This is a genomic window from Siculibacillus lacustris (assembly GCF_004328075.1).
Taxonomy (GTDB): domain Bacteria; phylum Pseudomonadota; class Alphaproteobacteria; order Rhizobiales; family Ancalomicrobiaceae; genus Siculibacillus; species Siculibacillus lacustris.
In genome coordinates, this window is sequence record NZ_SJFN01000029.1 from 14,274 (window position 1) to 35,191 (window position 20,918).

A 20,918-nucleotide genomic window follows, 5' to 3' on the forward strand; every position below is an offset into this window, starting at 1 on the left:
CTCCCCCCTCGAGGGGGAGGGACAGGGAGGGGGGCTCGGCGCATCCGTCGCCCCTCAGAGCGTCTGGACGAAGGCCTCGTAGGCCGCCTCGTCGAGCAGCTCGGACGTGTCGGTGCCGGGCGCGAGGCGGATCTTGACGAACCAGCCGTCGGTCTCGGGCTGGAGATTGACCAGACCGGGATCGTCGGTCAGCCGGCGGTTGGCCTCGATCACCTCGCCGTCGAGCGGCGCATAGACCTCGCTCGCCGCCTTGACCGATTCGACCACGCCGGCCTCGCCGCCCTTGACCAGTTTCTTGCCGACGTCGGGGAGTTCGACGAACACCACGTCGCCGAGCTGTTCCTGGGCATAGGTGGTGATGCCGAAGGTCGCGACGTCGCCGTCGATGGCGATCCACTCGTGGTCCTTGGTGTAGAGCTTCATGGCTGGGGTCTCCGGGAACGAGAGCCGATGGGGAACGGGTGAGGTGATCAACGGCGGAAACGCGCCGGAACGAAAGGCAATGCGGCGACCCGGGCGGGGAGCGGCTTGCCGCGCACCAGGACCGCGAGTTCGGTGCCGACTGCGGCGAAGGCCGGATCGATCCAGCCCATGGCGACCGGCTTCTCCAGCGTCGGGCCGAAGCCGCCGGAGGTGACGCGGCCGACGATGGTGCCGTCGGTCGCGGCGATCTCGGCGCCTTCGCGGGCCGGCTGGCGGCCGTCGAGGATCAGGCCGACGCGGGTGCGGGCGGGACCCTCGGCGAGTTCGCGGGCGATGCGCGCAAAGCCGGGGAAGCCGCCGCCGAGGCGTCGGCGCTTCTGGATCGACCAGGCGAGGCCGGCTTCGATCGGGCTCGAGGTCACGTCGATGTCGTGGCCGTAGAGGCACAGGCCGCCCTCGAGGCGCAGGCTGTCGCGGGCGCCGAGGCCGATCGGTTTGACCCGCGGGTCGGCGAGCAGGGCCGACCACAGGGCGACGGCGTCGGAATCGGCGACCGAGATCTCGAAGCCGTCCTCGCCGGTGTAGCCCGAGCGCGACAGATCGACGGGGAGGCCGGCGACCTCGAGCGAGCGCACGTCCATGAACACCAGATCGGCCACCGCCGCGCCGAGGGCGACCAGCACAGCTTCCGACTCCGGCCCCTGCAGGGCGAGCAGGGCGCGGTCCTCGATGATCTCCAGGGCGACGTCGGGCGGCAGATGGGCGGCGATGTGGGCGTAGTCGGCAGCCTTGCAGCCGGCGTTGACCACCAGCGCCAGGGTGCCGTCGGCACCGAGCGGGCGGGCGAACATCAGGTCGTCGAGAATGCCACCGTCGGGCGCCAGCAGTTGCGAATAACGCTGGCGGCCGGGGGCGAGGCCGGCGACGTCGGCGGGCACCAGAGCCTCGAGAGCCGCGGCGACGGTCGCATGGTCGGGGCCGACGAGGCGGGCCTGACCCATGTGCGAGACGTCGAACAGGCCGGCGTGGGCGCGGGTCCACTGGTGCTCGGCGAGGATGCCGGTCGGGTACTGCACCGGCATGGCATAGCCGGCGAAGGGCACGAGGCGGCCGCCGAGGGCGAGATGGGCGGCGTGGAGGGGCGTCGGCAAGGGGGTGTCGGTGGGGTCGGTCATCGGGCTCCGGTCCGTTCGAGGCATGCGCGGCGAGCGGATCGAATCGATCCGTGCGCGCCCCCTCTGTCGGACGACCTGAGAGTTTCCCGGGAGGCCCGTTCGGGCGCCGGTTACTCCTTCGGTGAGCCGAAGGCGTTCGCCCTCGGCTGCTTTCCAGAGTGTCGCTCGCCCCCGCGGTCCCGTCGGCCTGAGAGTTTCCGGGGCGGTTTCTCCTTCGGCGCCGGACCGCACGGGATCTCCCGTCTGCGGCCCGAGCTCTCCCGCCGGGGCTGACCGCGCGACGGGCGACTGATCGCCCGCGGCACGAACGGGGCGCGACTCCGACCCGTGGTCCGATCGTTAGAGACAAGCCGGCGAGCCGTCAACCTCCCCCGTGCGACCGCGGTCGGCAGCGCGACGCGGCGCCTCGGCTCAGGGCTTGGAGACCGGCTTCTTCGCCGGCTTGGCCTTGCCCTTGGCCACCTTGGAATCGGGGTGACCGTCGAGACCGACCAGAATCGTCGCGTCGTGGCTGTCGGCGATCGACAAGAGGACGTTGGAATCGACGATCGACCACAGCGCCGAATAGTCCGGCGCCTGGACGTCGGCGTTCGCCGTGGTGAGACCGGAATAGAGCACCTTGTCGCCGAGGGTGACGACGACCCGCACCGGCACGGTGACCGAACCGACCGCGCCCTTGGGGCCGGACAGCACGCGGCCGGCGGCGCCGACCCGCACCCGCAGGCGATCGCCCTCGGCCTCGCAGTCGCGGGCGACGCGCTGGACGTTGGCCTGGAAGCGGATCGCCGCCGGATCGCCGAACTTGCCGGGATCGAACACCGGCATGAATTCGGTGCCCTCGCGGATGCCGATCTCCGGACAGACCGGGGTCGCGGCATAGAGCGCCGGGTCCATCGGCTTGGGCTCGTCACCCAGCACGCCGGTGAGCAGCTTGCCGCCGATGCCTTCGGTGGCGCCGCAGGCCGCCAGCGCCAGGGGCGCGACGAGACCGGCGAGCCGGAGAGTGCGACCGACGACGGCGCGCGCCGTCCGACCGAAGACCGTGATACACGCAGCCATGGGACCCGTTACTCCCTTACGGCGCCGGGGAAGCGTCGGGCTTCTCTATAGCAGCGCCTCGCGGGAGCCGCCAAGGCCCCGCGGGACGATCGCCGGCTCACCTTCCCGGCACGGGCGCGGAAAAGCCGCCGCCGCGGCGCCGGCGTCCTTGACACCGGGGGGGCGGCTTCCTCTATTCCGTGATCGTCGCCGCCCCAGGATCGAACCCCGAGTCATGCCCGACAAGCCCGCCCTCGACATTCTCCTGTGCGCGCCGCGCGGCTTCTGCGCCGGCGTCGACCGGGCGATCCAGATCGTCGAACGATCGCTCGCCCGCTTCGGCGCGCCGGTCTACGTCCGCCACGAGATCGTCCACAACCGCTTCGTGGTCGAGAGCCTGAAGGCCAAGGGCGCGGTGTTCGTCGAAGAGCTCGACGAGATCCCCGACCGCTCGCGGCCGGTGGTGTTCTCGGCCCACGGCGTCGCCAAGTCGGTGCCCGAGGCCGCCGACGCCCTCGGCCTGACCTGGCTCGACGCCACCTGCCCGCTGGTCACCAAGGTCCACCGCGGTGCCGAGAGCCATCACGAACGCGGCCGCCACGTGCTGCTGATCGGCCACGTCGGGCATCCGGAAGTGATCGGCACGATGGGGCAACTGCCCGACGGGGCGGTGACCCTGGTGACCTCGGTCGACGACGCCCGCACGGTGACGCCGCCCGATTCCGGCGGACTCGCCTATACCACCCAGACCACCCTGTCGGTCGACGACACCGCGGCGATCGTCGCGGTGCTGGTACAGCGCTTCCCGGCGATCGTCGGGCCGCATCGTCAGGACATCTGCTACGCCACCACCAACCGCCAGGAGGCGGTCAAGGCGGTGGCGCCGCAGGTCGAGGCGATGATCGTGGTCGGCGCGCCGAACTCGTCCAATTCGCAGCGCCTGCGCGAGGTCGCCGAGCGCGAGGGCTGCAAGGCGGTTCTGCTGCAGCGCGCCTCCGACATCGACTGGGCCGATTTCGCCGGCATCACCCGGCTCGGCATCACCGCCGGGGCCTCGGCGCCGGAAGTGCTGGTCGAAGAGGTCATCGCCGCCTTCGCCACCCGCCACGAGGTGCGGGTGGAGACGGTGCGCACCGCCGACGAGACCGTGGTCTTCGTCCTGCCGCGCGCCCTGCGCGAGCCCGCCGCCGGAGCCGAGTGAATCCATGGCCGTCTATACCGACGTCTCCGACGAGGAGCTCGCCGCCTTCGTCGCCGGCTACGACATCGGCGGGGTGGTGTCCTGCAAGGGCATCGCCGAAGGGGTCGAGAACTCCAACTTCCTGCTCCAGACCGAAGCCGGCCGCTTCATCCTGACCCTCTACGAGAAGCGGGTCGAGGCGCGCGACCTGCCGTTCTTCCTGGGGCTGATGGAACATCTGGCCCGCGCCGGGCTCGGCTGCCCGCTGCCGGTCGCCGATCGCGGCGGCAAGGCGCTCGGAGTCCTCGCGGGCCGGCCGGCGGCGATCGTCACCTTCCTCGATGGCGTCTGGGTGCGGCGGCCGACCGCGCACCACTGCGAGCTCCTCGGCGAGGCGCTGGCGCGGATGCATCTGGCCGGTCTCGACTTCGCGATCCGCCGGCCCAACGCGCTGACGATCGGCGCCTGGCGGCCGTTGTGGGAGCGCTCGCGGGCGCGCGCCGACGAGGTCGCGCCGGGGCTCGCCGCCGACATCGAGGCGGAACTCGCGGTGCTCGAGGCGACCTGGCCGAGCGATCTGCCGGTCGGGGTGATCCATGCGGATCTGTTTCCCGACAACGTGTTCTTCCTCGGCGAGCGCCTGTCGGGGCTGATCGACTTCTATTTCGCCTGCGACGACCTGCTCGCCTACGACGTCGCGGTGTGCCTCAATTCGTGGTGTTTCGAGCCGGATTTGTCGTTCAACATCACCAAGGGGCGGGCGCTGCTGGCCGGCTACCAGCGGGTGCGGCCGCTCGAGCCGCGCGAAGCGGCGGCGCTGCCGTTGCTGTCCCGCGGCTCGGCGTTGCGCTTCCTGCTGACCCGGCTCTACGATTGGCTGAACGTGCCGCCGGGCGCCCGGGTGACGCCGAAGGATCCGCTCGAGTATCATCGCAAGATGCGCTTCCATCGCTCGATCGCCGATCCGGCCGGTTACGGGCTCGAGCGATGAGCGAGACCACGGAACCGACGCCGGTGGTGATCCACACCGACGGGGCCTGTTCGGGCAACCCCGGCCCCGGCGGCTGGGGCGCGGTGCTGCAATGGGGCGAGCACGAGCGGGAACTCAAGGGCGGCGAGGCCGACACCACCAACAACCGCATGGAGATGATGGCGGCGATCGCCGCGCTCGAAGTGCTGACCCGCCCCTGCATCATCACCCTCTATACCGACTCCAACTACCTCAAGGGCGGCGTCACCGGCTGGATCCACGGCTGGAAGAAGAACGGCTGGAAGACCGCCGACAAGAAACCGGTGAAGAACGTCGATCTGTGGCAGCGCCTGGATCTGGCGATCGCCCGTCACACCGTCGCCTGGCACTGGGTCAAGGGCCACGCCGGCCATCCCGAGAACGAACGGGCCGACCAGTTGGCGCGCGAGGGCATGGCGCCGTTCCGCCGGCGGTCCGCCCCCTCCGGCGCCCCGGACCCGGCGGCATGACCGAGGCGGCGGCGCCCGCACGGCGCATCGCGCTCCTGGTCAATCCGGCCGCCGGCCGCCACGACCCGTGGGCGCTGGCCCGGCTCGCCGGCATGCTCGCCCGCGACGGCGCTTCGGTCGAGACGCTGACCAGCCGGGCGCCGGGGGATCTGGCGGCGCGGGTCGCCGATCTCGACGTCGACACGGTGGCGGTGGCCGGTGGCGACGGCACGGTCAACGAGGTGGTCGGCGGGCTCGCGGCGCGGCGCGACCGTCCCTTGCCGCGGCTGGTGGTGGTGCCGCAGGGCACCGCCGACGTGCTCGCCCACGAATATGGCCTGCCGCGCTCGGCCCAGGCGATCGCCGCGGCGGTGGCGGCGGGACGGACGCGGCCGCTGCATCTCGGCACCGTGGCCGGCGGCGACGGCGCGGCGCGGCCGTTCTTCCTGATGGCCTCGGCCGGGTTCGACGCCGAAGTGGTCGCGGCGGTCGAGGCACGGCATTTCAAGCCCCTGAAGAAGCTCGCCTTCGTGCTGTCGGCGCTGCGGCTGGCGATCCACCGGCGCGCGCCTTTCGAGGTGACCCTGTGGGCGCCCGGGGCGACCGAGCCGCGGCACGTCACCTGCGCCACGGCGATCGTCACCAAGGCCCGCCATTACGGCGGACCCTTCGTGCTGACCCGCGAGACGGGCTGCGATCGGGCGGGGCTGCACTTCGTCGGCCTGATCGACGACCGCCCGGCGGCGCTGGCCGCGGCGGTGCTGAAGATCGCCCGCGGCGCGCTCGAAGGCGCGGCCAACGTGGTGTCGGGACCGGTGGCGCGGGTGCGGATCGACGGCGCCGGCGCGGTGCAGATCGACGGCGAACCGGCCGGGCACACCCCGATCGACGTCGCCGTCGAGGAGATGGTGCTCGACCTGGTGATCGCCGCCGATCGCGACGCGACGCCTCAGAGCTGACCGAGCATGCAGGCGGCGCCCGACAGTTCGGCGACGCCGGGGCGCGGTTCGATGTTCAACTCGCGCACCACGCCGTCGTCGACCAGCATCGACCAGCGCTGCGAGCGGATCCCGAGGCCGGCGGCGGTGGCGTCGAGGGTCAGGCCGATCGCCGTGGCGAAGGCGGCGGAACCGTCGGCGAGGAACAGGATCTTGCCGGCCGCACCGCTGGCCTCGGCCCAGGCGGTCATCACGAAGACGTCGTTGACCGCGGTCACCGCGATGGTGTCGACGCCCTTGGCGAGGATGGCGTCGTGCTCGGCGACGTAGCCGGGCAGATGGGTCTTCGAACAGGTCGGGGTGAAGGCGCCGGGCACCGCGAAGAACACCACTTTCTTGCCGGCGAAGATCTCGTCGGTGGTGACGTCCTTGGGACCTTCGGCGGACATCGTCTTGAAGGTCGCGGCGGGCAGGCGGTCACCGACGGCGATGGTCATGGGAGCTCTCCGAGATCGGCCGGTGCGGGGATCGCCACCGGCGGCGTCGCGGCCGAATCTAGGGCGTGACCGCGGCCACGTCGAGGCGGACGACGCGTTCGACGGCGCGATCGCCCCAACGCACGGTGAAGCGCAGCGGCGCGGCATCGGTGGCGCCGCCCGACGGCACGCCGTCGAGGGCGAAACGCCAGAGCTCGCGGCCGGCGCTCTCGGCGACCTTCTCGGGCTGCGGCAGGGCCCAGGTCGGATCGGGACCTTCGACCAGCACGTCGCACTCTCGGTCGGGCCCGGGCGGCATCGCCAACTCGACGGTGATCGTCTCGGGCCGAGCCGTGCGGTCGCGGGTGAGCCGCACCACGTCGGGCAGATCGGCGGGACCGGCGGCCACCGGCACGGTGGCGCGCGCCGCGGCGAGGCGGGCAGCGGCGTCGGGGTCGGCCGTCGCGGTGGCGAGATCGAGGGTCAGGTGGGCCTCGAGCGGCAGACAGACGTCGTGGCAGATGCCGATCAGGATCTTCAGATCGAGGGCGACCGGGCGGGCGGGATCGCGCGGCGTGACCTCGAGCGGCAGGATCACCGGCGCGACGTAGCCGAGGGACTCGGCGCCGGGATCGCCGAAACGGGCGGGGACGGGATAGCGGACCTCGAGGCCGGCAAGGCCGCGCGAGGCGGCGGAATCGATCGTCGGCGGAATGCCGGAATCGCCCGGCGTCCGCCAGAAGGTCTTCCAGCCGGGGGCGAGCGCGATCTCCAGGCCGAGATCGGGGCGGCCGTCGCGGGTGCCGGCCGAGATCAGCCGCAGCACCGCGCCGGGCGCGGGTTGCGGCGGGGCGGCATGGGCGGCCGGACCGGCGGCGACCAGCGCCACGGCGGCGACGGCGAGGCCGAGCGGCCGGCGGGGGCGCGGCGGGGCGGAGGGGCAACGGGTGGAGCGGACGTCGAACATGGCGACACTCTAGACGGCGGGCCCGGCGGCGTCCCATCACGCCTCGACGACAAACGGTCATCTCGGCGTGAGGAGGGGCGGCGCGACGCGCGGATCCCGGGGTCGTCCGACCGATTCGGGCGCACTATGTTCAAACCCGCGGCGCGGCGCTAGGCTGCCGGGCGGCTCGCGGCCCCTCGGGGTCCGCGAGCCGACGACAACGAGGATCGGAGCGATGGGCAAGAGCGCGACGGAGGGGGAACCGCAGTTCCTCGACGGTCAGATCCTGATCGCCATGCCGGGTATGGAGGACAAACGCTTCGAGCGCGCCCTGGTGTATCTCTGCGCCCATTCCGCGGACGGCGCGATGGGGGTGATCCTCAACCAGCCCTCGCCGCAGCCGTCCTTCGCCGACCTGCTGGTCCAGCTCGAGGTGATCCCCGAGGACGAGCGCATCACCCTGCCGCCGCTGGCCCGCGCCATGCGGGTCCAGACCGGCGGACCGGTCGAGACCTCGCGCGGTTTCGTGCTGCATTCCTCGGACTATTTCGCCGAAAACGCGACGCTGCCGATCGACGAACGCTTCTCGCTGACCACCACGCTCGAGGTGCTGAAGGCGATCGCCGACGGGCGCGGACCGCAGCGGGCGATGCTGGCGCTGGGCTATGCCGGCTGGGGCGCCGGACAGTTGGAGAGCGAGATCCAGTGGAACGGTTGGTTGCATTGCCCGGCCGATCCCGAACTGGTGTTCGACACCGATCTCGACCGCAAGTACGACCGCGCCCTGAAGAAGCTCGGCATCGACATCGGCCTGTTGTCGCGCGATGCCGGGCACGGCTGAACCGGCGGCCGGACGAACGATGCTTGCCCGAACCCGTGGCGCGGCCTAGTGTCCGGCGGCCGCATCGGCCGGCGGCGTCCTTCCACTTGCTAACCGAGGACCGAGCCTTGCGTTACGTCTCCACCCGCAGCGAAGCGCCCGTCCTCGGATTCTCGGACGTGTTGCTCGCCGGGCTCGCCCGCGACGGCGGCCTCTACGTTCCGGAGAGCTGGCCGGAGATCTCCGCCGCGGAGATCGCCGATCTCGCCGGACGGCCCTATGCCGAGGTCGCCTTGGCGATCGTCTCGCGCTTCGTCGGCGACGACATCCCGGCCGACGAGCTCGCCGCCATGATCGAGGCGAGCTACGCCGGATTCGGCCATCCGGCGGTGACGCCGCTCGTCCAGATCGGGGCGAATCACTTCCTGCTGGAGCTGTCCCACGGTCCGACGCTGGCGTTCAAGGACGTGGCGATGCAGTTCCTCGGCCGCGTCATGGACCATGTCCTGGCAAAACGCGGTCTCCGCGCGACGATCGTCGGGGCGACCTCCGGCGACACCGGCGGCGCGGCGATCGAGGCCTTCCGCGGCCGCGAGCGGGTCGACGTGTTCATCATGTATCCGCACGGCCGGGTCTCCGACGTGCAGCGCCGGCAGATGACCACCGCGGCCGACGACAACGTCCATGCGATCGCCGTCGAAGGCACCTTCGACGACACCCAGTCGCTGCTCAAGGGCATGTTCAACCACTTCTCGTTCCGCGACCGGATCGGCCTGACCGGGGTCAATTCGATCAACTGGGCGCGGGTGGTGGCGCAGGTGGTCTATTATTTCGTGGCGGCGACGGCGCTCGGCAGCCCCCATCGCAAGGTGTCGTTCACGGTGCCGACCGGCAACTTCGGCGACGTCTTCGCCGGCTGGGTGGCGGCCCGCATGGGCCTGCCGATCGAGCGGCTGGTGATCGCCACCAACGTCAACGACATCCTCCACCGCACGCTGGAGACCGGGGTCTATGCCCAGCGCGAGGTGATCGCCACGACCTCGCCGTCAATGGACATCCAGATCTCGTCGAACTTCGAGCGGCTGCTGTTCGAGGCGACCGGCCGCGACGGCGCGAGCGTGGCGCGGCTGATGGCCGGCCTCGCCCAGGCGCGGGCCTTCACCCTGCCCGACGAAGCCCTCGCGGCGATCCGCGCGCGCTTTTCCTCGGGACGGGCCGACGAGGCGGAGACCGCGGCGACCATCGCCGCGACGCTTTCCGCGACCGGCCGGCTGGTCGATCCGCACACCGCGGTGGCGATCGCCGTGGCCGGGCGCTTCCTCGAGGAGGGTGTGCCGATGATCMCCTTGTCGACCGCCGATCCGGCCAAGTTCCCCGACGCGGTCGAAGCCGCCACGGGGGTGCGCCCCGGCCTGCCGGCGCGGCTCGAAGGGCTGTTCGAGCGCGAGGAGCACTTCACCGTGGTGCCCGCCGACCTCGGCGAAATCGAACGTTTCGTGGAACGACGATCGCGCGCGGTGATCGCGTGACCGGCAAGGCCGCGGCGCGCGGCACCAGCAACGGAGTGGGAATGACCGTCGACGTGACGACCCTGGCGAGCGGCCTGACCATCGCCACCGAGACCATGCCCCACCTCGAAACGGCGTCGGTCGGCGTCTGGGTCGGTGCGGGATCGCGCTCGGAACGGGCGAGCGAACACGGCATCTCCCATCTCCTCGAACACATGGCGTTCAAGGGCACGACGCGGCGTTCGGCCAAGCGCATCGCCGAGGAGATCGAGGCGGTCGGCGGCGAGATCAACGCCGCCACCTCGGTCGAGAACACCTGCTACTACGCCCGCATCCTCGCCGACGACCTGCCGCTGGCCGTCGACATCCTGGCCGACATCCTGACCGCGTCGGTGTTCGACGCCGAGGAGCTCGAGCGCGAACAGCACGTGGTGCTGCAGGAGATCGGCGCCGCCGACGATACGCCGGAAGATCTGGTGTTCGACCTCCTGCAGGAACGCGCCTTCCCCGACCAACCGATCGGCCGACCGATCCTCGGCACCCCCGAGACGGTGGCGTCGTTCCGCCGCGACGCGCTCGCGGCCTATCTCGAGCGCCACTACCGCCATTCCCAGACGGTGATCGCGGCGGCCGGTGCGGTCGACCACGCCGAAGTGGTGCGGCTGGCGGAGGCGCATTTCGGCGGCTTCGCAGCCGGCGAGGCCCCGGCGCTGGAACCGGCGATCTATCGCGGCGGCGACGTCGCCGAGAACCGCGATCTGTCGGAGGCCCAGGTCACCCTGGCCTTCGAGGGCCGCGCCCAGACCGCGCCCGACGCCCATGCCGCTCAGATCCTGGCGACCGTGCTCGGCGGCGGCATGTCGAGCCGGCTGTTCCAGGAGATCCGCGAGAAGCAGGGCCTGTGCTACTCGATCTCGGCCTTCCACTGGGGCTATCGCGAGACCGGGCTGTTCGGCATCCATGCGGCGACCGGCGCCGACGACCTCGCCCGGCTGATGGGCGGCATCGCCGACGAGGTGGCGCGAATCGTCCACGACCTCGACGAGGCCGAGCTCGCCCGCGGCAAGGCGCAGCTGCGCGCCGGCCTGCTGATGAGCCTCGAGAGCCCGTCGGCGCGGGCCAGCCAGATCGCCCGACAATGCCTGATCTGGGGGCGGCCGCTGACCACCCGCGAGGTGATCGCCGACATCGAAGCTGTCGATCTGCAACGGGTGCGGACGCTGGCCGGCGCGATCTTCTGCGGGTCGACGCCGACGCTCGCCCTGATCGGGCCGGTCGACGGCGCGCTCGACGGCGCCGAGATGGCCCGGCGGATTCGGGCCGCGGTGTGAGGGGGATCGGGCGATGAGTTTCCTCCGCGTCGTCTCCCTCGATCCTCTGCCGATCCTGCGCAGCGAACGACTGGTGCTGCGGGTGCCGGCGCTCGCCGATCATCCCGAATGGGCGTCGCTGCGCGAACGCAGCCGCGAGTACCTGGAGCCGTGGGAGCCCCTGTGGCCGGACGACGACCTCTCCCGCCCGGCCTTCCGGCGCCGCATCAAGCGCTACCTGAACGAAATCCATGAGGGCTCGACCTACCCGTTCCTGGTGTTCGACGGGCGCAATCGGCAGATGCTCGGCGGCATCACCCTGGCGCAGGTGCGGCGCGGCGTGACCCAGACCGGGACCATCGGCTACTGGATGGGCATGCCTCACGCCGGGCGCGGCCACATGACCGAAGCGGTGGCGATGGTCGCCGGCTTCGCCTTCGACACCCTCAAGCTGCACCGGTTGGAAGCGGCCTGCCTGCCCAGCAACGCCGCGTCGATCCGCCTCCTCGAAAAGGTCGGTTTCTCCCGCGAAGGTCTCGCTCGCAGCTATCTGTGCATCGCCGGCGCGTGGCGCGATCATCTGCTGTGGGGCCTGGTGGCCGGCGATCCGCTGTCGGATGGGCGTCGGGATCCGCGCGAGGCGCGCGGGCGGTGAGTTGCGGCGGACATTCGCTTGTCGGGCGCCGGGGCAGTCGCTAACACTCGTTTCGCAATCCGAGCGCACCCACGGTGCGCCGAGGGGAAGGACCATCCATTGCGACGTCTGCGCGCGATCATCGTCGGCCTCACGGCGTTCCTGACGCTCTGTTTCGCCGTCGTCGGCGCCGGGGCGGTCGAGCCGATCGCCGTGCCGCTCGACGTGCCGGCGCTCGACCTGACCCATGTCGTCGAGCTGCGCACCGGGGTCGGCGAGCGGCTGCAGGTGTCGACAGCGCCGGGTCCCGACGGCATCGTCCGGCGCATCGAGGTGCGCGCGGTCCAGCCCGGCGACGGCGACTGGGTGGTGTTCGCGCTCAAGAACAACACCGACGAACAGATCGACCGCCTGCTGGTGGCGCCGTTCTTCCGGCTCGCCGATTCGGGCGTGCTGTCGCCCGATCTCGGCGCCTCGCGGATCCAGTCGATCTCGACCAGCCAAGGGCTGGCGCCGGAGCGTCAGGTCAACCAGGAAGCCGACGTGTTCCTAGTGACCCTCGATCCGCGCACCGTGGTCACCGTGGTGCTGGAGCTCAAGTCGCCGCGGCTGCCCAAGCTGGTGCTGTGGGAGCCCGACGCCTACAAAGACAGCGTCAACGCCTATACCCTGTTCCGCGGCATCATCCTCGGCATCTCCGGCCTACTCGCCCTGTTCCTGACCATCCTGTTCGTGGTCAAGGGCTCGGCGATGTTCCCGGCGACGGCGGCGATGGCCTGGGCGGTGCTCGGCTACCTGTGCATCGACTTCGGCTTCTGGGACAAACTGTTCCGCCTGCAGTCGGGGGCCGATCAGGTCTACCGGGCCGGCGCCGAGGTGATGCTGGCGACGACGCTGGTGCTGTTCCTCTACGCCTATCTCAACCTCAACCGATGGCACGTCAGCTACAGCCACATGGTGGCGGCGGCGGTGGTGGTGCTGCTCGGTCTGGTCGGGGTGGCGGTGATCGATCCGACCATCGCCTCGGGCATCGCCCGCATCGTGCTCGGCGTCCTCGCCGTGGTCGGGGCCGGGCTGATCGCCTATCTCGCCGCCCACGGCTACGACCGGGCGATCATGCTGATCCCGACCTGGGTGCTGCTGACCGCCTGGCTCCTCGCCGCCGGGCTGACGGTGTCGGGCGGGCTCGACAACGACGCGGTGCAGCCGGCGCTGGCGGCCGGCCTCGTGCTGATCGTCATGCTGATCGGCTTCACGGTGATGCAGCACGCCTTCGCCGGCGGCGGCATCACCCAAGGTGCGAGCGGCGAGACCGAACGGCGGGCGCTGGCGCTGCTCGGCTCGGGCGACATGATCTGGGACTGGGACGTGTCGCGCGACCACATCTGGGCGAGCCCGGAGGTCGAGGATCTGCTCGGCGTCGAACCGGGCACGCTCGAATCGGCGGCCCGCGACTGGCTGGAGATCCTCCACCCCAAGGACCGCGACCCGTTCCGCTCGACCCTCGACGCGGTGGTCGAACAACGCCGCGGCCGGGTCTCGGTGACCTTCCGCCTGCGTTGCCGCGATGGGCACTTCCGTTGGTTCAAGCTTCGGGCGCGGCCGGTGATCGGCTCGGACGGCGAGGTGATCCGCTGCGTCGGCACGCTGATCGACGTCACCGACACCCACACCGCCGAGGAACGGCTGCTGCACGACGCGGTTCACGATAATCTGACCGGTCTGCCCAACCGCGAATTGTTCTTCGACCGGATCACCTCGGCGATCGTGCGGGCGCGGGCCGAAGGGGTCGGGCGGCCGTCGCTGATCATCATCGACATCGACCGCTTCAAGAACGTCAACGACAGCCTCGGCCTGTCGATCGGCGATTCGATGCTGCTCACCGTGGCGCGACGGCTGGCCCGTCAGGTCAAGCCGCAGGACACGCTGGCGCGCATCGACGGCGACCAGTTCGGGGTGGTGGTGATCTCGGAGAGCGAACCGGAGCGCATCGCCGCCTTCGCCGACGGCATCCGCCGCACCCTCAAGGCGCCGATCACGCTGGGCGAGCGGGAAGTGTTCCTGACCACCTCGATCGGCGTGGCGATCTTCGACGCGGCGACCAAGAAGGAAGACGATCTGGTCAAGGATGCCGAGATCGCGATGTATCACGCCAAACGACTGGGCGGCGACCGCATCGAGGTGTTCCGCGCCAGCCTGCGCCAGCACGCGGTCGACATCCTGGCGATCGAATCCGATCTGCGCCGCGCGCTGGAGCGCGAGGAGATCAAGGTCTTCTACCAGCCGATCATCCGCCTCGCCGACGATTCGATCGCCGGCTTCGAGGCCTTGGCGCGCTGGGAGCATCCCAAGCGCGGGCGTCTCGGGGCCTCGGAATTCATCTCGATCGCCGAACGCTCGGGCCTGATCATCCCGCTCGGTCTGCTGGTCCTGGAGAAGGCGGCGCGGCAGCTGTCGGCGTGGCAGGAGGAATACGGCTCGGACCTCGGAGTGTTCTGCTCGGTCAACGTCTCGTCGCGGCAGTTGCTGCGCCACGATCTGATCAACGACGTCAAGGCGGTGTTGAGCCGGGTCGAAGTGGCGCGCGGCACGCTGAAGATCGAAGTCACCGAGAGCCTGGTGATGGAGAACCCGGAATACGCCGCCAAGGTTCTGGAGCGGATCAAGGAGCTCGGCACCAGCCTGGCGCTCGACGACTTCGGCACCGGCTATTCGTCGCTGTCCTACCTGCAGCGCTTCCCCTTCGATTCGATCAAGATCGACCAGTCCTTCGTGCGCGGCACGGCCAAGGAGCGGCCGGTGCTGCTGCGCTCGATCGTCACGTTGGCCCACGACCTCGGCATGGACGTGATCGCCGAGGGCGCCGAGACGCCGGCCGACGTCGAGCAGTTGAAGGCGCTGGGCTGCGAATATGCCCAGGGCTGGGCGCTGGGCGAGCCGATGCCTGCCGAAGACGCCCGCCGCCTGCTCGGCCGCTCGCTGCGCGCCGCAGCGCAGTAGGCGCGGGGGCGATCCGCTCACCCGCTCACCATCGGCGCGGCTCACCCCCCTCCCTGTCCCTCCCCCACAAGGGGGGAGGGGACGTTGTGGCGAGGGCGATCGGACCCCGGTGCCGATCGTTTCAAAAGGCGTTGCCCCGATCGTTCCCTCCCCCCTTGTGGGGGAGGGACAGGGAGGGGGGTATGCGGCCCTCGATCGGTTCGGAAGACGCGCCGGCGCCCCGAGCGCCTCCCCTCACCGCCCCCGAAGGCGCCCGCGGGCGAACACGCCGAAGACCCCGAGCGCGGCGAGCGCCAGGCCGTACCAGGTGATCGCGTAGCCGAGGTGGTCGTTGGCGAAGGTCACCCGCGTCTCGCCGGCCTGGGGAAGGCCGCCGGGCGGGGTCGACGAGGCGTCGGCATCGATGGTGAAGGGCGCGACCCGCGCGGGATCGAGGCCGAAGTCGGCGGCGAACTTGGCCGGATCGCGGACGAACCACAGATCGTGCGGGCGATCGTCGGCCGGGGTCATCGCGCCGCGCGGCTCGGGGCGGCGCAGGATGCCCTCGATCGCCACCGGCCCGGCGGGCGGCGCGGCGACGCTCAGTCCCGGCGGCAGGGCGGTCGGCACGAAGCCGCGGTTGATCCAGACGATCGAGCCGTCGTCGCGGGCGAGCGGCGCCATCACGAACACGCCGAGGCCGCCGAGCCGGCCGTGCGGTTCGCCGACCACCGCGTGGACGCGGGCCTGGAGGCCGGGCAGCCAGCGGCCTTCGATCCGCACGTGGCGCCAGTCGAGAGCGTCGGGATCGATCACCGCGGCCTCCGGGAGGCTCGGGGCGGGGGTCGCCGGAGCGCGGGTGCGGGCCTCGACGGTGGCGATCAGGTCGCGCTTCCAGGCGAGGCGGCGGACCTGCCAGGTGCCGAGGCCGGCGAGGATCGCCGCCGCCACCAGCGTGGCGATCGCCGGGGCGATCAGGGCGCGGACCGCGCTGGTCATGGGCGCGGATCCCGCGGGCCGGCGATCCGCCCTTCGCGGGCGTCGTGGCGATATTGCAGGCCGATCATCGCCGCCTTGGCGATGCGCAAGGCCGCCAGCGTCAGGATCAGGATGGTCGGCAGCCAGATCACCCCATGGACCCAATAGGGCGGCGACCAGCGGACTTCGACGAACAGCACCGCCGCGACCACCAGGAAGCCGACGATCAGGATCACGAACACCGCCGGGCCGTCGCCGGAATCGGCGAAGCCGGTGTCCAGCCCACAGACCTCGCAGCGCGGCTCGAGGGCGAGATAGCCGCGGAACAGCTTGCCGCGGCCGCAGGCCGGGCAGCGCCCGAGCAGGGCGGCGGCGAGGGGCGCGGCGGTGGCGCGGGCGGGCGGCGGGACGGCGGAGGGATCGATCTGCGACAACGGAGGCTCCCGGAGGACCGGCGGCGACGAGCCCGGCCGGGCGGCCGCGGGAGTCTCCCGCGACCGCCGATCACCGTCAATGGCCGCCGGCGCCGCGGCCGAAGACGTAGATGCACACGAACAGGAACAACCACACCACGTCGACGAAGTGCCAATACCAGCTCGCCGCCTCGAAACCGAAGTGCTGCTTCGGCGTAAAGTGGCCGGCATTGGCGCGGATCAGGCAGATGGCGAGGAAGATCGTGCCGACGATCACATGGAAACCGTGGAAACCGGTGGCCATGAAGAAGGCGGCGCCGTAGATCGATCCGGCGAAGCCGAAGTGGGCGTGGGAATATTCATAGGCCTGGAGGGTGGTGAACATCAGGCCGAGCGCCACGGTGAGGCCGAGGCCCTGGCGCAGCGCCTTGCGGTCGCCCTCGATCAGGGCGTGGTGGGCCCAGGTCACGGTGGTGCCCGACAGGAGCAGGATCAGGGTGTTGAGGAAGGGCAGATGCCAGGGATCGAAGGTCTCGATGCCGTGCGGCGGCCAGACGCCGCCGGTCACCTCGGTGCGCATGTACTGCTTGAGGTCGGCCGGATAGAAGGCGGCGTCGAACCACGCCCAGAACCAGGCGACGAAGAACATCACTTCCGAGGCGATGAACAGGATCATGCCGTAGCGCAGATGGAGCGAGACCACCGGCGTGTGATGACCGGCATGGGCCTCGCCGATCACGTCCGACCACCAGGCGCCCATGGTGTAGAGCACCAGCACCAGACCGGCGAGGAACAGCCAGGGATTGGCGAAGTCGATGCCGGCGAGATCGAGGTGCTCGCCGAGCCGCCAGCGGAACAGGCAGATCGCTCCGAAGGCCAGGACGAAGGCGCCGATCGAGGCGGTGAGCGGCCAGGGGCTCGGATCGACGATGTGGTAGGCGTGGGTCTTGCCGTGGGCCTGGGACATGGGGTCTCCCTCGATCGAGCGGGTCAGAGCGCCGGGCGCGGCGACGGTGGCGGGACGGCGGCTTCGGCGGCCCGCGGGCCGGCGGTCGGCGCCGCGAAGAAAGTGTAGGACAGGGTCAGCGCGGTGAGGCCGCGGGCGTTCTTGTCGCCGTCGATCGCCGGATCGACGAAGAAGGTGACCGGCGCCTCGACCACTTCGTGCGGCTGCAGGACCTGTTCGGTGAAGCAGAAACAGGCGAGCTTGGTGAACCAGTACCCGGCGGCGGCGGGGGCGACGTTGAACACCGCCTGGCCCCGGGTCTCGACGTCGGCGAGGTTCTCGATGCGAAACACCACGGTGGCGACCTCGCCGGTGCGCACGGTGATCGACGGCGTCTCGGGCGCGAAGCGCCAGGGCAGGCCGGCGAAGACGTTGGCGTCGAAGCGCACCTCGAAACGGCGATCGCTCGCGGCCTCCGGCGCGAGGGTGCGGATCGACGGCGTGCCGCCGTAGCCGGTGACCGAACAGAACCAACGGTAGAACGGCACCGAGGCGAAGGCGGCGCCGAGCATCCCGAAGGTCACGCCGAGGCAGACCAGCACCACCGGCCCGTTGCGCGGGCGGGGCGTCGGCGGCCGTGGCGTCGGGCGGGCGGGCGCGTCGACCATCACATCCCCGCGACGCCGAGATGCAGCCCGAGCTTGGCGAGCGTCATCACGTAGAACAGGGCGACCAGACCGACCAGCACCCAGCCGATGGCGCGATTGCGGGCGCGGCGGGCGCGGCTCTCCTCGGCGCTCGGCCGATGGCCTTCGAGGGACAGGGGGGCGGGCATCGCAGTCTCCTTCACAGCATCGCCGCCGCCCGCTCGACGGCGAGCGTGGCGAACAGCGCGAACAGATGGACGATCGAGAAGCCGAACAGGCGGCGGCAGGCCCGCCGTGCGGCGTCACCCTCACGCCGCCGGTAGACCAGCCCGGCGAGTGCGACGAAGGCGAGGCCGCCGAGGCCGGCGACCAGCGCATAGGCCGGGCCGGCGAAGCCGAGGATCCAGGGCGAGAGGCCGACCGGCAGGAGCAGCACGGCGTAGGCGAGGATATGGGCGCGGGTGGCGTCGGGGCCGGCGACCACCGGCAGCATCGGCACGCCGGCGCGGGCATAGTCGTCGCTGCGCACCAGGGCGAGCGACCAGAAGTGCGGCGGCGTCCACACGAAGACGATGGCGAACAGCACGATCGGCGCCCAGGCCAGCGATCCGGTCGCCGCGGCCCAGGCGACAACCGGTGGCAGAGCGCCGGCGGCCCCGCCGATGACGATGTTCTGGACGGTGCGGCGCTTGAGGATCATCGAATAGACGACGACGTAGAAGAAGATGGTGAAGGCCAAGAGCCCGGCCGCCAGCCAGCCGCCGGTGAGGCCGAGCACCAGCACCGAACCGACCGCCAGCGTCAGGCCGAAGCTCAGGGCCTCCTCGGGGGCGATGCGGCCGGCGGGGATCGGGCGGTTGCGGGTGCGGGTCATGATCGCGTCGATGTCGGCGTCCCACCACTGATTGAGCGCACCGGACGCCCCGGCGCCGACGGCGATCGCCAGGATCGACACCGCATCGACGACGATCGAGCCGCGATGGGGGGCGATCCACAGGCCGACGAAGGCGGTGAAGACGACCAGCGACATCACCCGCGGCTTGAGCAGCGCCCAATAGTCGGCCGGGGCGGCGAGCGAGATCCGCAGCGCCGGAGCGGAAAGGCCGATGTCGGTCATGGGGCGTCTCCTCGGGTTGCGGATCGTTCGGTGCGGGATGGGACGAGAGGCCCAGCCCCCTCTCCCTGTCCCTCCCCCTCCAGGGGGGAGGGGACGTTGGGGCCATGGCGCCCGTCAAATCGGCTCTGCACCGCGCCGACCTGTCGTTTTCGAAGACCCTCTCCACCGGGTCCCCTCCCCCCCTGGAGGGGGAGGGACAGGGAGGGGGGGCTCGGACTCGCGGTCGAAACGGCGCGCCCCTCCCCGCTCAATGCCCGTCGTCGTCGCCGATCACCGGCAGGGTCTCGAACTGGTGGTAGGGCGGCGGCGACGACAGGGTCCATTCGAGCGTCGTCGCGCCCTCGCCCCAGGGATTGTCGCCGGCCGGGACCTTGTCCTGGAAGGCCTTCCACACCCCGAAGAAGAAGATCAGCACCGACACGCCGGAGATGTAGGAGCCGATCGACGACACGTAGTTCCAACCGGCGAAGGCGTCGGGATAGTCGGCGTAGCGGCGCGGCATGCCGGCCAGCCCGAGGAAGTGCTGCGGGAAGAAGATCGTGTTGACGCCGATGAAGGCCACCCAGAAGTGGAGCTTGCCGATCGCTTCCGAATACATGTACCCGCTCATCTTCGGGAACCAGTAGTACCAGCCGGCGAAGATCGCGAAGACGGCGCCGAGCGACAGCACGTAGTGGAAATGCGCCACCACATAGTAGGTGTCGTGGAGCACCCGGTCGAAGCCGGCGTTGGACAGCTGCACGCCGGTGACACCACCGACCGTGAACAGGAAGATGAAGCCGATCGCCCACAGCATCGGGGTGCGGAAGGTGATCGAGCCGCCCCACATGGTGGCGATCCAGGAGAAGATCTTCACGCCGGTCGGCACCGCGATGACCATGGTGGCGGCGACGAAATAGGCCTGGGTGTCGACGTCGAGGCCGACCGTGTACATGTGATGGGCCCACACCACGAAGCCGACCACGCCGATCGCCACCATCGCATAGGCCATGCCGAGATAGCCGAAGATCGGCTTGCGCGAGAAGGTCGAGATGATGTGGCTGACGATGCCGAAGCCCGGCAGGATCAGGATGTAGACCTCGGGGTGGCCGAAGAACCAGAACAGATGCTGGAACAGGATCGGGTCGCCGCCGCCCTCGGGCTTGAAGAAGGTGGTGCCGAAGTTGCGGTCGGTCAGCAGCATGGTGATGCCGCCGGCCAGCACCGGCAGGGACAGCAGGAGCAGGAAGGCGGTCACCAGCACCGCCCAGGCGAACAGCGGCATCTTGTGCAGCGTCATGCCGGGGGCGCGCATGTTGAAGATGGTGGTGATGAAGTTGATCGCCCCGAGGATCGACGAGGCGCCGGCGATGTGCAGCGACAGGATCGCGAAGTCCATCGCCGGGCCGGGCTGACCGGTCGAGGACAGGGGCGGATAGATCGTCCAGCCGCCGCCGACGCCGTTGCCGCCGGGCGGGCCCTCGACGAACATCGACAGCACCAGCAGCAGCAGCGCGGGCGGCAGCAGCCAGAACGAGATGTTGTTCATGCGCGGGAAGGCCATGTCCGGCGCGCCGATCATGATCGGCACGAACCAGTTGGCGAAACCGCCGATCAGTGCCGGCATGACCATGAAGAAGATCATCACCAGGCCGTGGGCGGTGGTGTAGACGTTGAACTGGTGCGGATCGGAGAAGATCTGCAGACCCGGGTTCTGCAACTCCATGCGGATGCCGATCGACAGGGCGCCGCCGATCACGCCGGAGAGCATCGCGAAGATCAGATAGAGCGTGCCGATGTCCTTGTGGTTGGTCGAGAACAACCAGCGCTTCACACCGCTCGGCGCGCCATGGGCGGCGTCGTGATGGGCGCCGTCGACCGGATCGATCTCGGCATAGGTGTCGGCGTGAGCCATCGGAAGCTCCTGAGAATGCGCGGGGGAGGCGCGCGGCG

The 20,918-nt window shown here is 70.6% G+C and carries 21 protein-coding genes and 1 riboswitch; of the genes, 9 read left to right on the plus strand and 12 right to left on the minus strand.

What is annotated here, in order from left to right; genetic code table 11:
• Positions 1-54 precede the first annotated feature (54 nt).
• The 3 genes from gcvH to EYW49_RS16970 all read right to left on the minus strand — a co-directional run bounded on the left by gcvH (position 55) and on the right by EYW49_RS16970 (position 2,657).
• Complete coding sequence (gene gcvH, locus EYW49_RS16960; RefSeq protein WP_131310816.1) at positions 55-423, minus strand: glycine cleavage system protein GcvH; 369 nt, start codon at positions 421-423, stop codon at positions 55-57.
• A gap of 47 nt (positions 424-470) precedes the next feature.
• A complete protein-coding gene (gcvT, locus tag EYW49_RS16965) occupies positions 471-1,598 on the minus strand; it encodes a glycine cleavage system aminomethyltransferase GcvT (protein ID WP_131310817.1) in 1,128 nt (375 codons plus the stop codon).
• Positions 1,599-1,651: 53 nt separating this feature from the next.
• A riboswitch (glycine riboswitch) is annotated at positions 1,652-1,765 on the minus strand.
• Between the two features lie 244 nt (positions 1,766-2,009).
• Positions 2,010-2,657 (minus strand): hypothetical protein, encoded by a 648-nt coding sequence (locus EYW49_RS16970; RefSeq protein WP_131310818.1) that lies wholly within the window; start codon positions 2,655-2,657, stop codon positions 2,010-2,012.
• A gap of 214 nt (positions 2,658-2,871) precedes the next feature.
• On the opposite strand from EYW49_RS16970, the gene ispH reads away from it, so the two are divergent.
• From ispH to EYW49_RS16990, 4 genes are read left to right on the plus strand one after another with little or no spacing between them, the layout of a single operon-like run.
• Positions 2,872-3,837 carry a 4-hydroxy-3-methylbut-2-enyl diphosphate reductase gene (gene ispH / locus EYW49_RS16975; RefSeq protein WP_131310819.1) on the plus strand — a complete coding sequence of 322 codons (966 nt, stop codon included), beginning with the start codon at positions 2,872-2,874 and terminating at the stop codon, positions 3,835-3,837.
• Between the two features lie 4 nt (positions 3,838-3,841).
• Positions 3,842-4,807 (plus strand): homoserine kinase, encoded by a 966-nt coding sequence (locus EYW49_RS16980; RefSeq protein ID WP_131310820.1) that lies wholly within the window; start codon positions 3,842-3,844, stop codon positions 4,805-4,807.
• On the plus strand, positions 4,804-5,295 hold the full coding sequence (gene rnhA, locus EYW49_RS16985) for a ribonuclease HI (protein WP_131310821.1): 492 nt from the start codon (positions 4,804-4,806) through the stop codon (positions 5,293-5,295). Before EYW49_RS16980 ends, rnhA begins: the two co-directional genes overlap by 4 nt.
• Entirely contained in the window at positions 5,292-6,233 is a 942-nt protein-coding gene (locus EYW49_RS16990) for a diacylglycerol/lipid kinase family protein (RefSeq protein ID WP_131310822.1), read from the plus strand. Before rnhA ends, EYW49_RS16990 begins: the two co-directional genes overlap by 4 nt.
• Here the strand turns inward: EYW49_RS16990 and EYW49_RS16995 are convergent.
• Positions 6,224-6,709: a peroxiredoxin gene (locus tag EYW49_RS16995; protein WP_131310823.1), complete on the minus strand. Its 486-nt coding sequence runs from the start codon at positions 6,707-6,709 to the stop codon at positions 6,224-6,226. The genes EYW49_RS16990 and EYW49_RS16995 overlap by 10 nt on opposite strands.
• Before the next feature lie 58 nt (positions 6,710-6,767).
• Complete coding sequence (locus EYW49_RS17000) at positions 6,768-7,655, minus strand: protein-disulfide reductase DsbD domain-containing protein (RefSeq protein ID WP_131310824.1); 888 nt, start codon at positions 7,653-7,655, stop codon at positions 6,768-6,770.
• A gap of 214 nt (positions 7,656-7,869) precedes the next feature.
• On the opposite strand from EYW49_RS17000, the gene EYW49_RS17005 reads away from it, so the two are divergent.
• The 5 genes from EYW49_RS17005 to EYW49_RS17025 all read left to right on the plus strand — a co-directional run bounded on the left by EYW49_RS17005 (position 7,870) and on the right by EYW49_RS17025 (position 14,906).
• Complete coding sequence (locus EYW49_RS17005) at positions 7,870-8,475, plus strand: YqgE/AlgH family protein (protein ID WP_131310825.1); 606 nt, start codon at positions 7,870-7,872, stop codon at positions 8,473-8,475.
• 107 nt (positions 8,476-8,582) lie between these two features.
• Positions 8,583-9,983 carry a threonine synthase gene (gene thrC / locus EYW49_RS17010; RefSeq protein WP_131310826.1) on the plus strand — a complete coding sequence of 467 codons (1,401 nt, stop codon included), beginning with the start codon at positions 8,583-8,585 and terminating at the stop codon, positions 9,981-9,983.
• A 41-nt stretch (positions 9,984-10,024) separates the two neighbouring features.
• A complete protein-coding gene (locus EYW49_RS17015) occupies positions 10,025-11,293 on the plus strand; it encodes a M16 family metallopeptidase (protein WP_131310827.1) in 1,269 nt (422 codons plus the stop codon).
• Between the two features lie 13 nt (positions 11,294-11,306).
• Positions 11,307-11,927 carry a GNAT family N-acetyltransferase gene (locus tag EYW49_RS17020; RefSeq protein WP_131310828.1) on the plus strand — a complete coding sequence of 207 codons (621 nt, stop codon included), beginning with the start codon at positions 11,307-11,309 and terminating at the stop codon, positions 11,925-11,927.
• Positions 11,928-12,026: 99 nt separating this feature from the next.
• Entirely contained in the window at positions 12,027-14,906 is a 2,880-nt protein-coding gene (locus EYW49_RS17025) for an EAL domain-containing protein (protein WP_407695482.1), read from the plus strand.
• Between the two features lie 234 nt (positions 14,907-15,140).
• Here the strand turns inward: EYW49_RS17025 and EYW49_RS17030 are convergent, their stop codons facing one another.
• The 7 genes from EYW49_RS17030 to ctaD form a co-directional block, all read right to left on the minus strand.
• Positions 15,141-15,884: an SURF1 family protein gene (locus EYW49_RS17030; RefSeq protein WP_131310829.1), complete on the minus strand. Its 744-nt coding sequence runs from the start codon at positions 15,882-15,884 to the stop codon at positions 15,141-15,143.
• Positions 15,881-16,297, minus strand: a complete 417-nt coding sequence (locus tag EYW49_RS17035) for a DUF983 domain-containing protein (protein WP_165498306.1) — start codon at positions 16,295-16,297, stop codon at positions 15,881-15,883. The genes EYW49_RS17030 and EYW49_RS17035 overlap by 4 nt, the downstream gene beginning before the upstream one ends.
• A 76-nt stretch (positions 16,298-16,373) precedes the next feature.
• Positions 16,374-17,243, minus strand: coding sequence for a cytochrome c oxidase subunit 3 (locus EYW49_RS17040; protein WP_131310831.1), 870 nt, complete (start codon positions 17,241-17,243; stop codon positions 16,374-16,376).
• 23 nt (positions 17,244-17,266) lie between these two features.
• On the minus strand, positions 17,267-17,890 hold the full coding sequence (locus EYW49_RS17045) for a cytochrome c oxidase assembly protein (protein WP_131310832.1): 624 nt from the start codon (positions 17,888-17,890) through the stop codon (positions 17,267-17,269).
• Positions 17,890-18,057 (minus strand): hypothetical protein, encoded by a 168-nt coding sequence (locus EYW49_RS23050; protein ID WP_165498309.1) that lies wholly within the window; start codon positions 18,055-18,057, stop codon positions 17,890-17,892. Before EYW49_RS23050 ends, EYW49_RS17045 begins: the two co-directional genes overlap by 1 nt.
• An 11-nt stretch (positions 18,058-18,068) precedes the next feature.
• The gene (locus EYW49_RS17050) at positions 18,069-18,986 is read right to left on the minus strand and encodes a heme o synthase (protein ID WP_131310833.1); all 918 of its coding nucleotides are present in this window, start codon (positions 18,984-18,986) and stop codon (positions 18,069-18,071) included.
• Between the two features lie 247 nt (positions 18,987-19,233).
• Positions 19,234-20,880 (minus strand): cytochrome c oxidase subunit I, encoded by a 1,647-nt coding sequence (gene ctaD / locus EYW49_RS17055; protein ID WP_131310834.1) that lies wholly within the window; start codon positions 20,878-20,880, stop codon positions 19,234-19,236.
• Between the last annotated feature and the right edge of the window lie 38 nt (positions 20,881-20,918).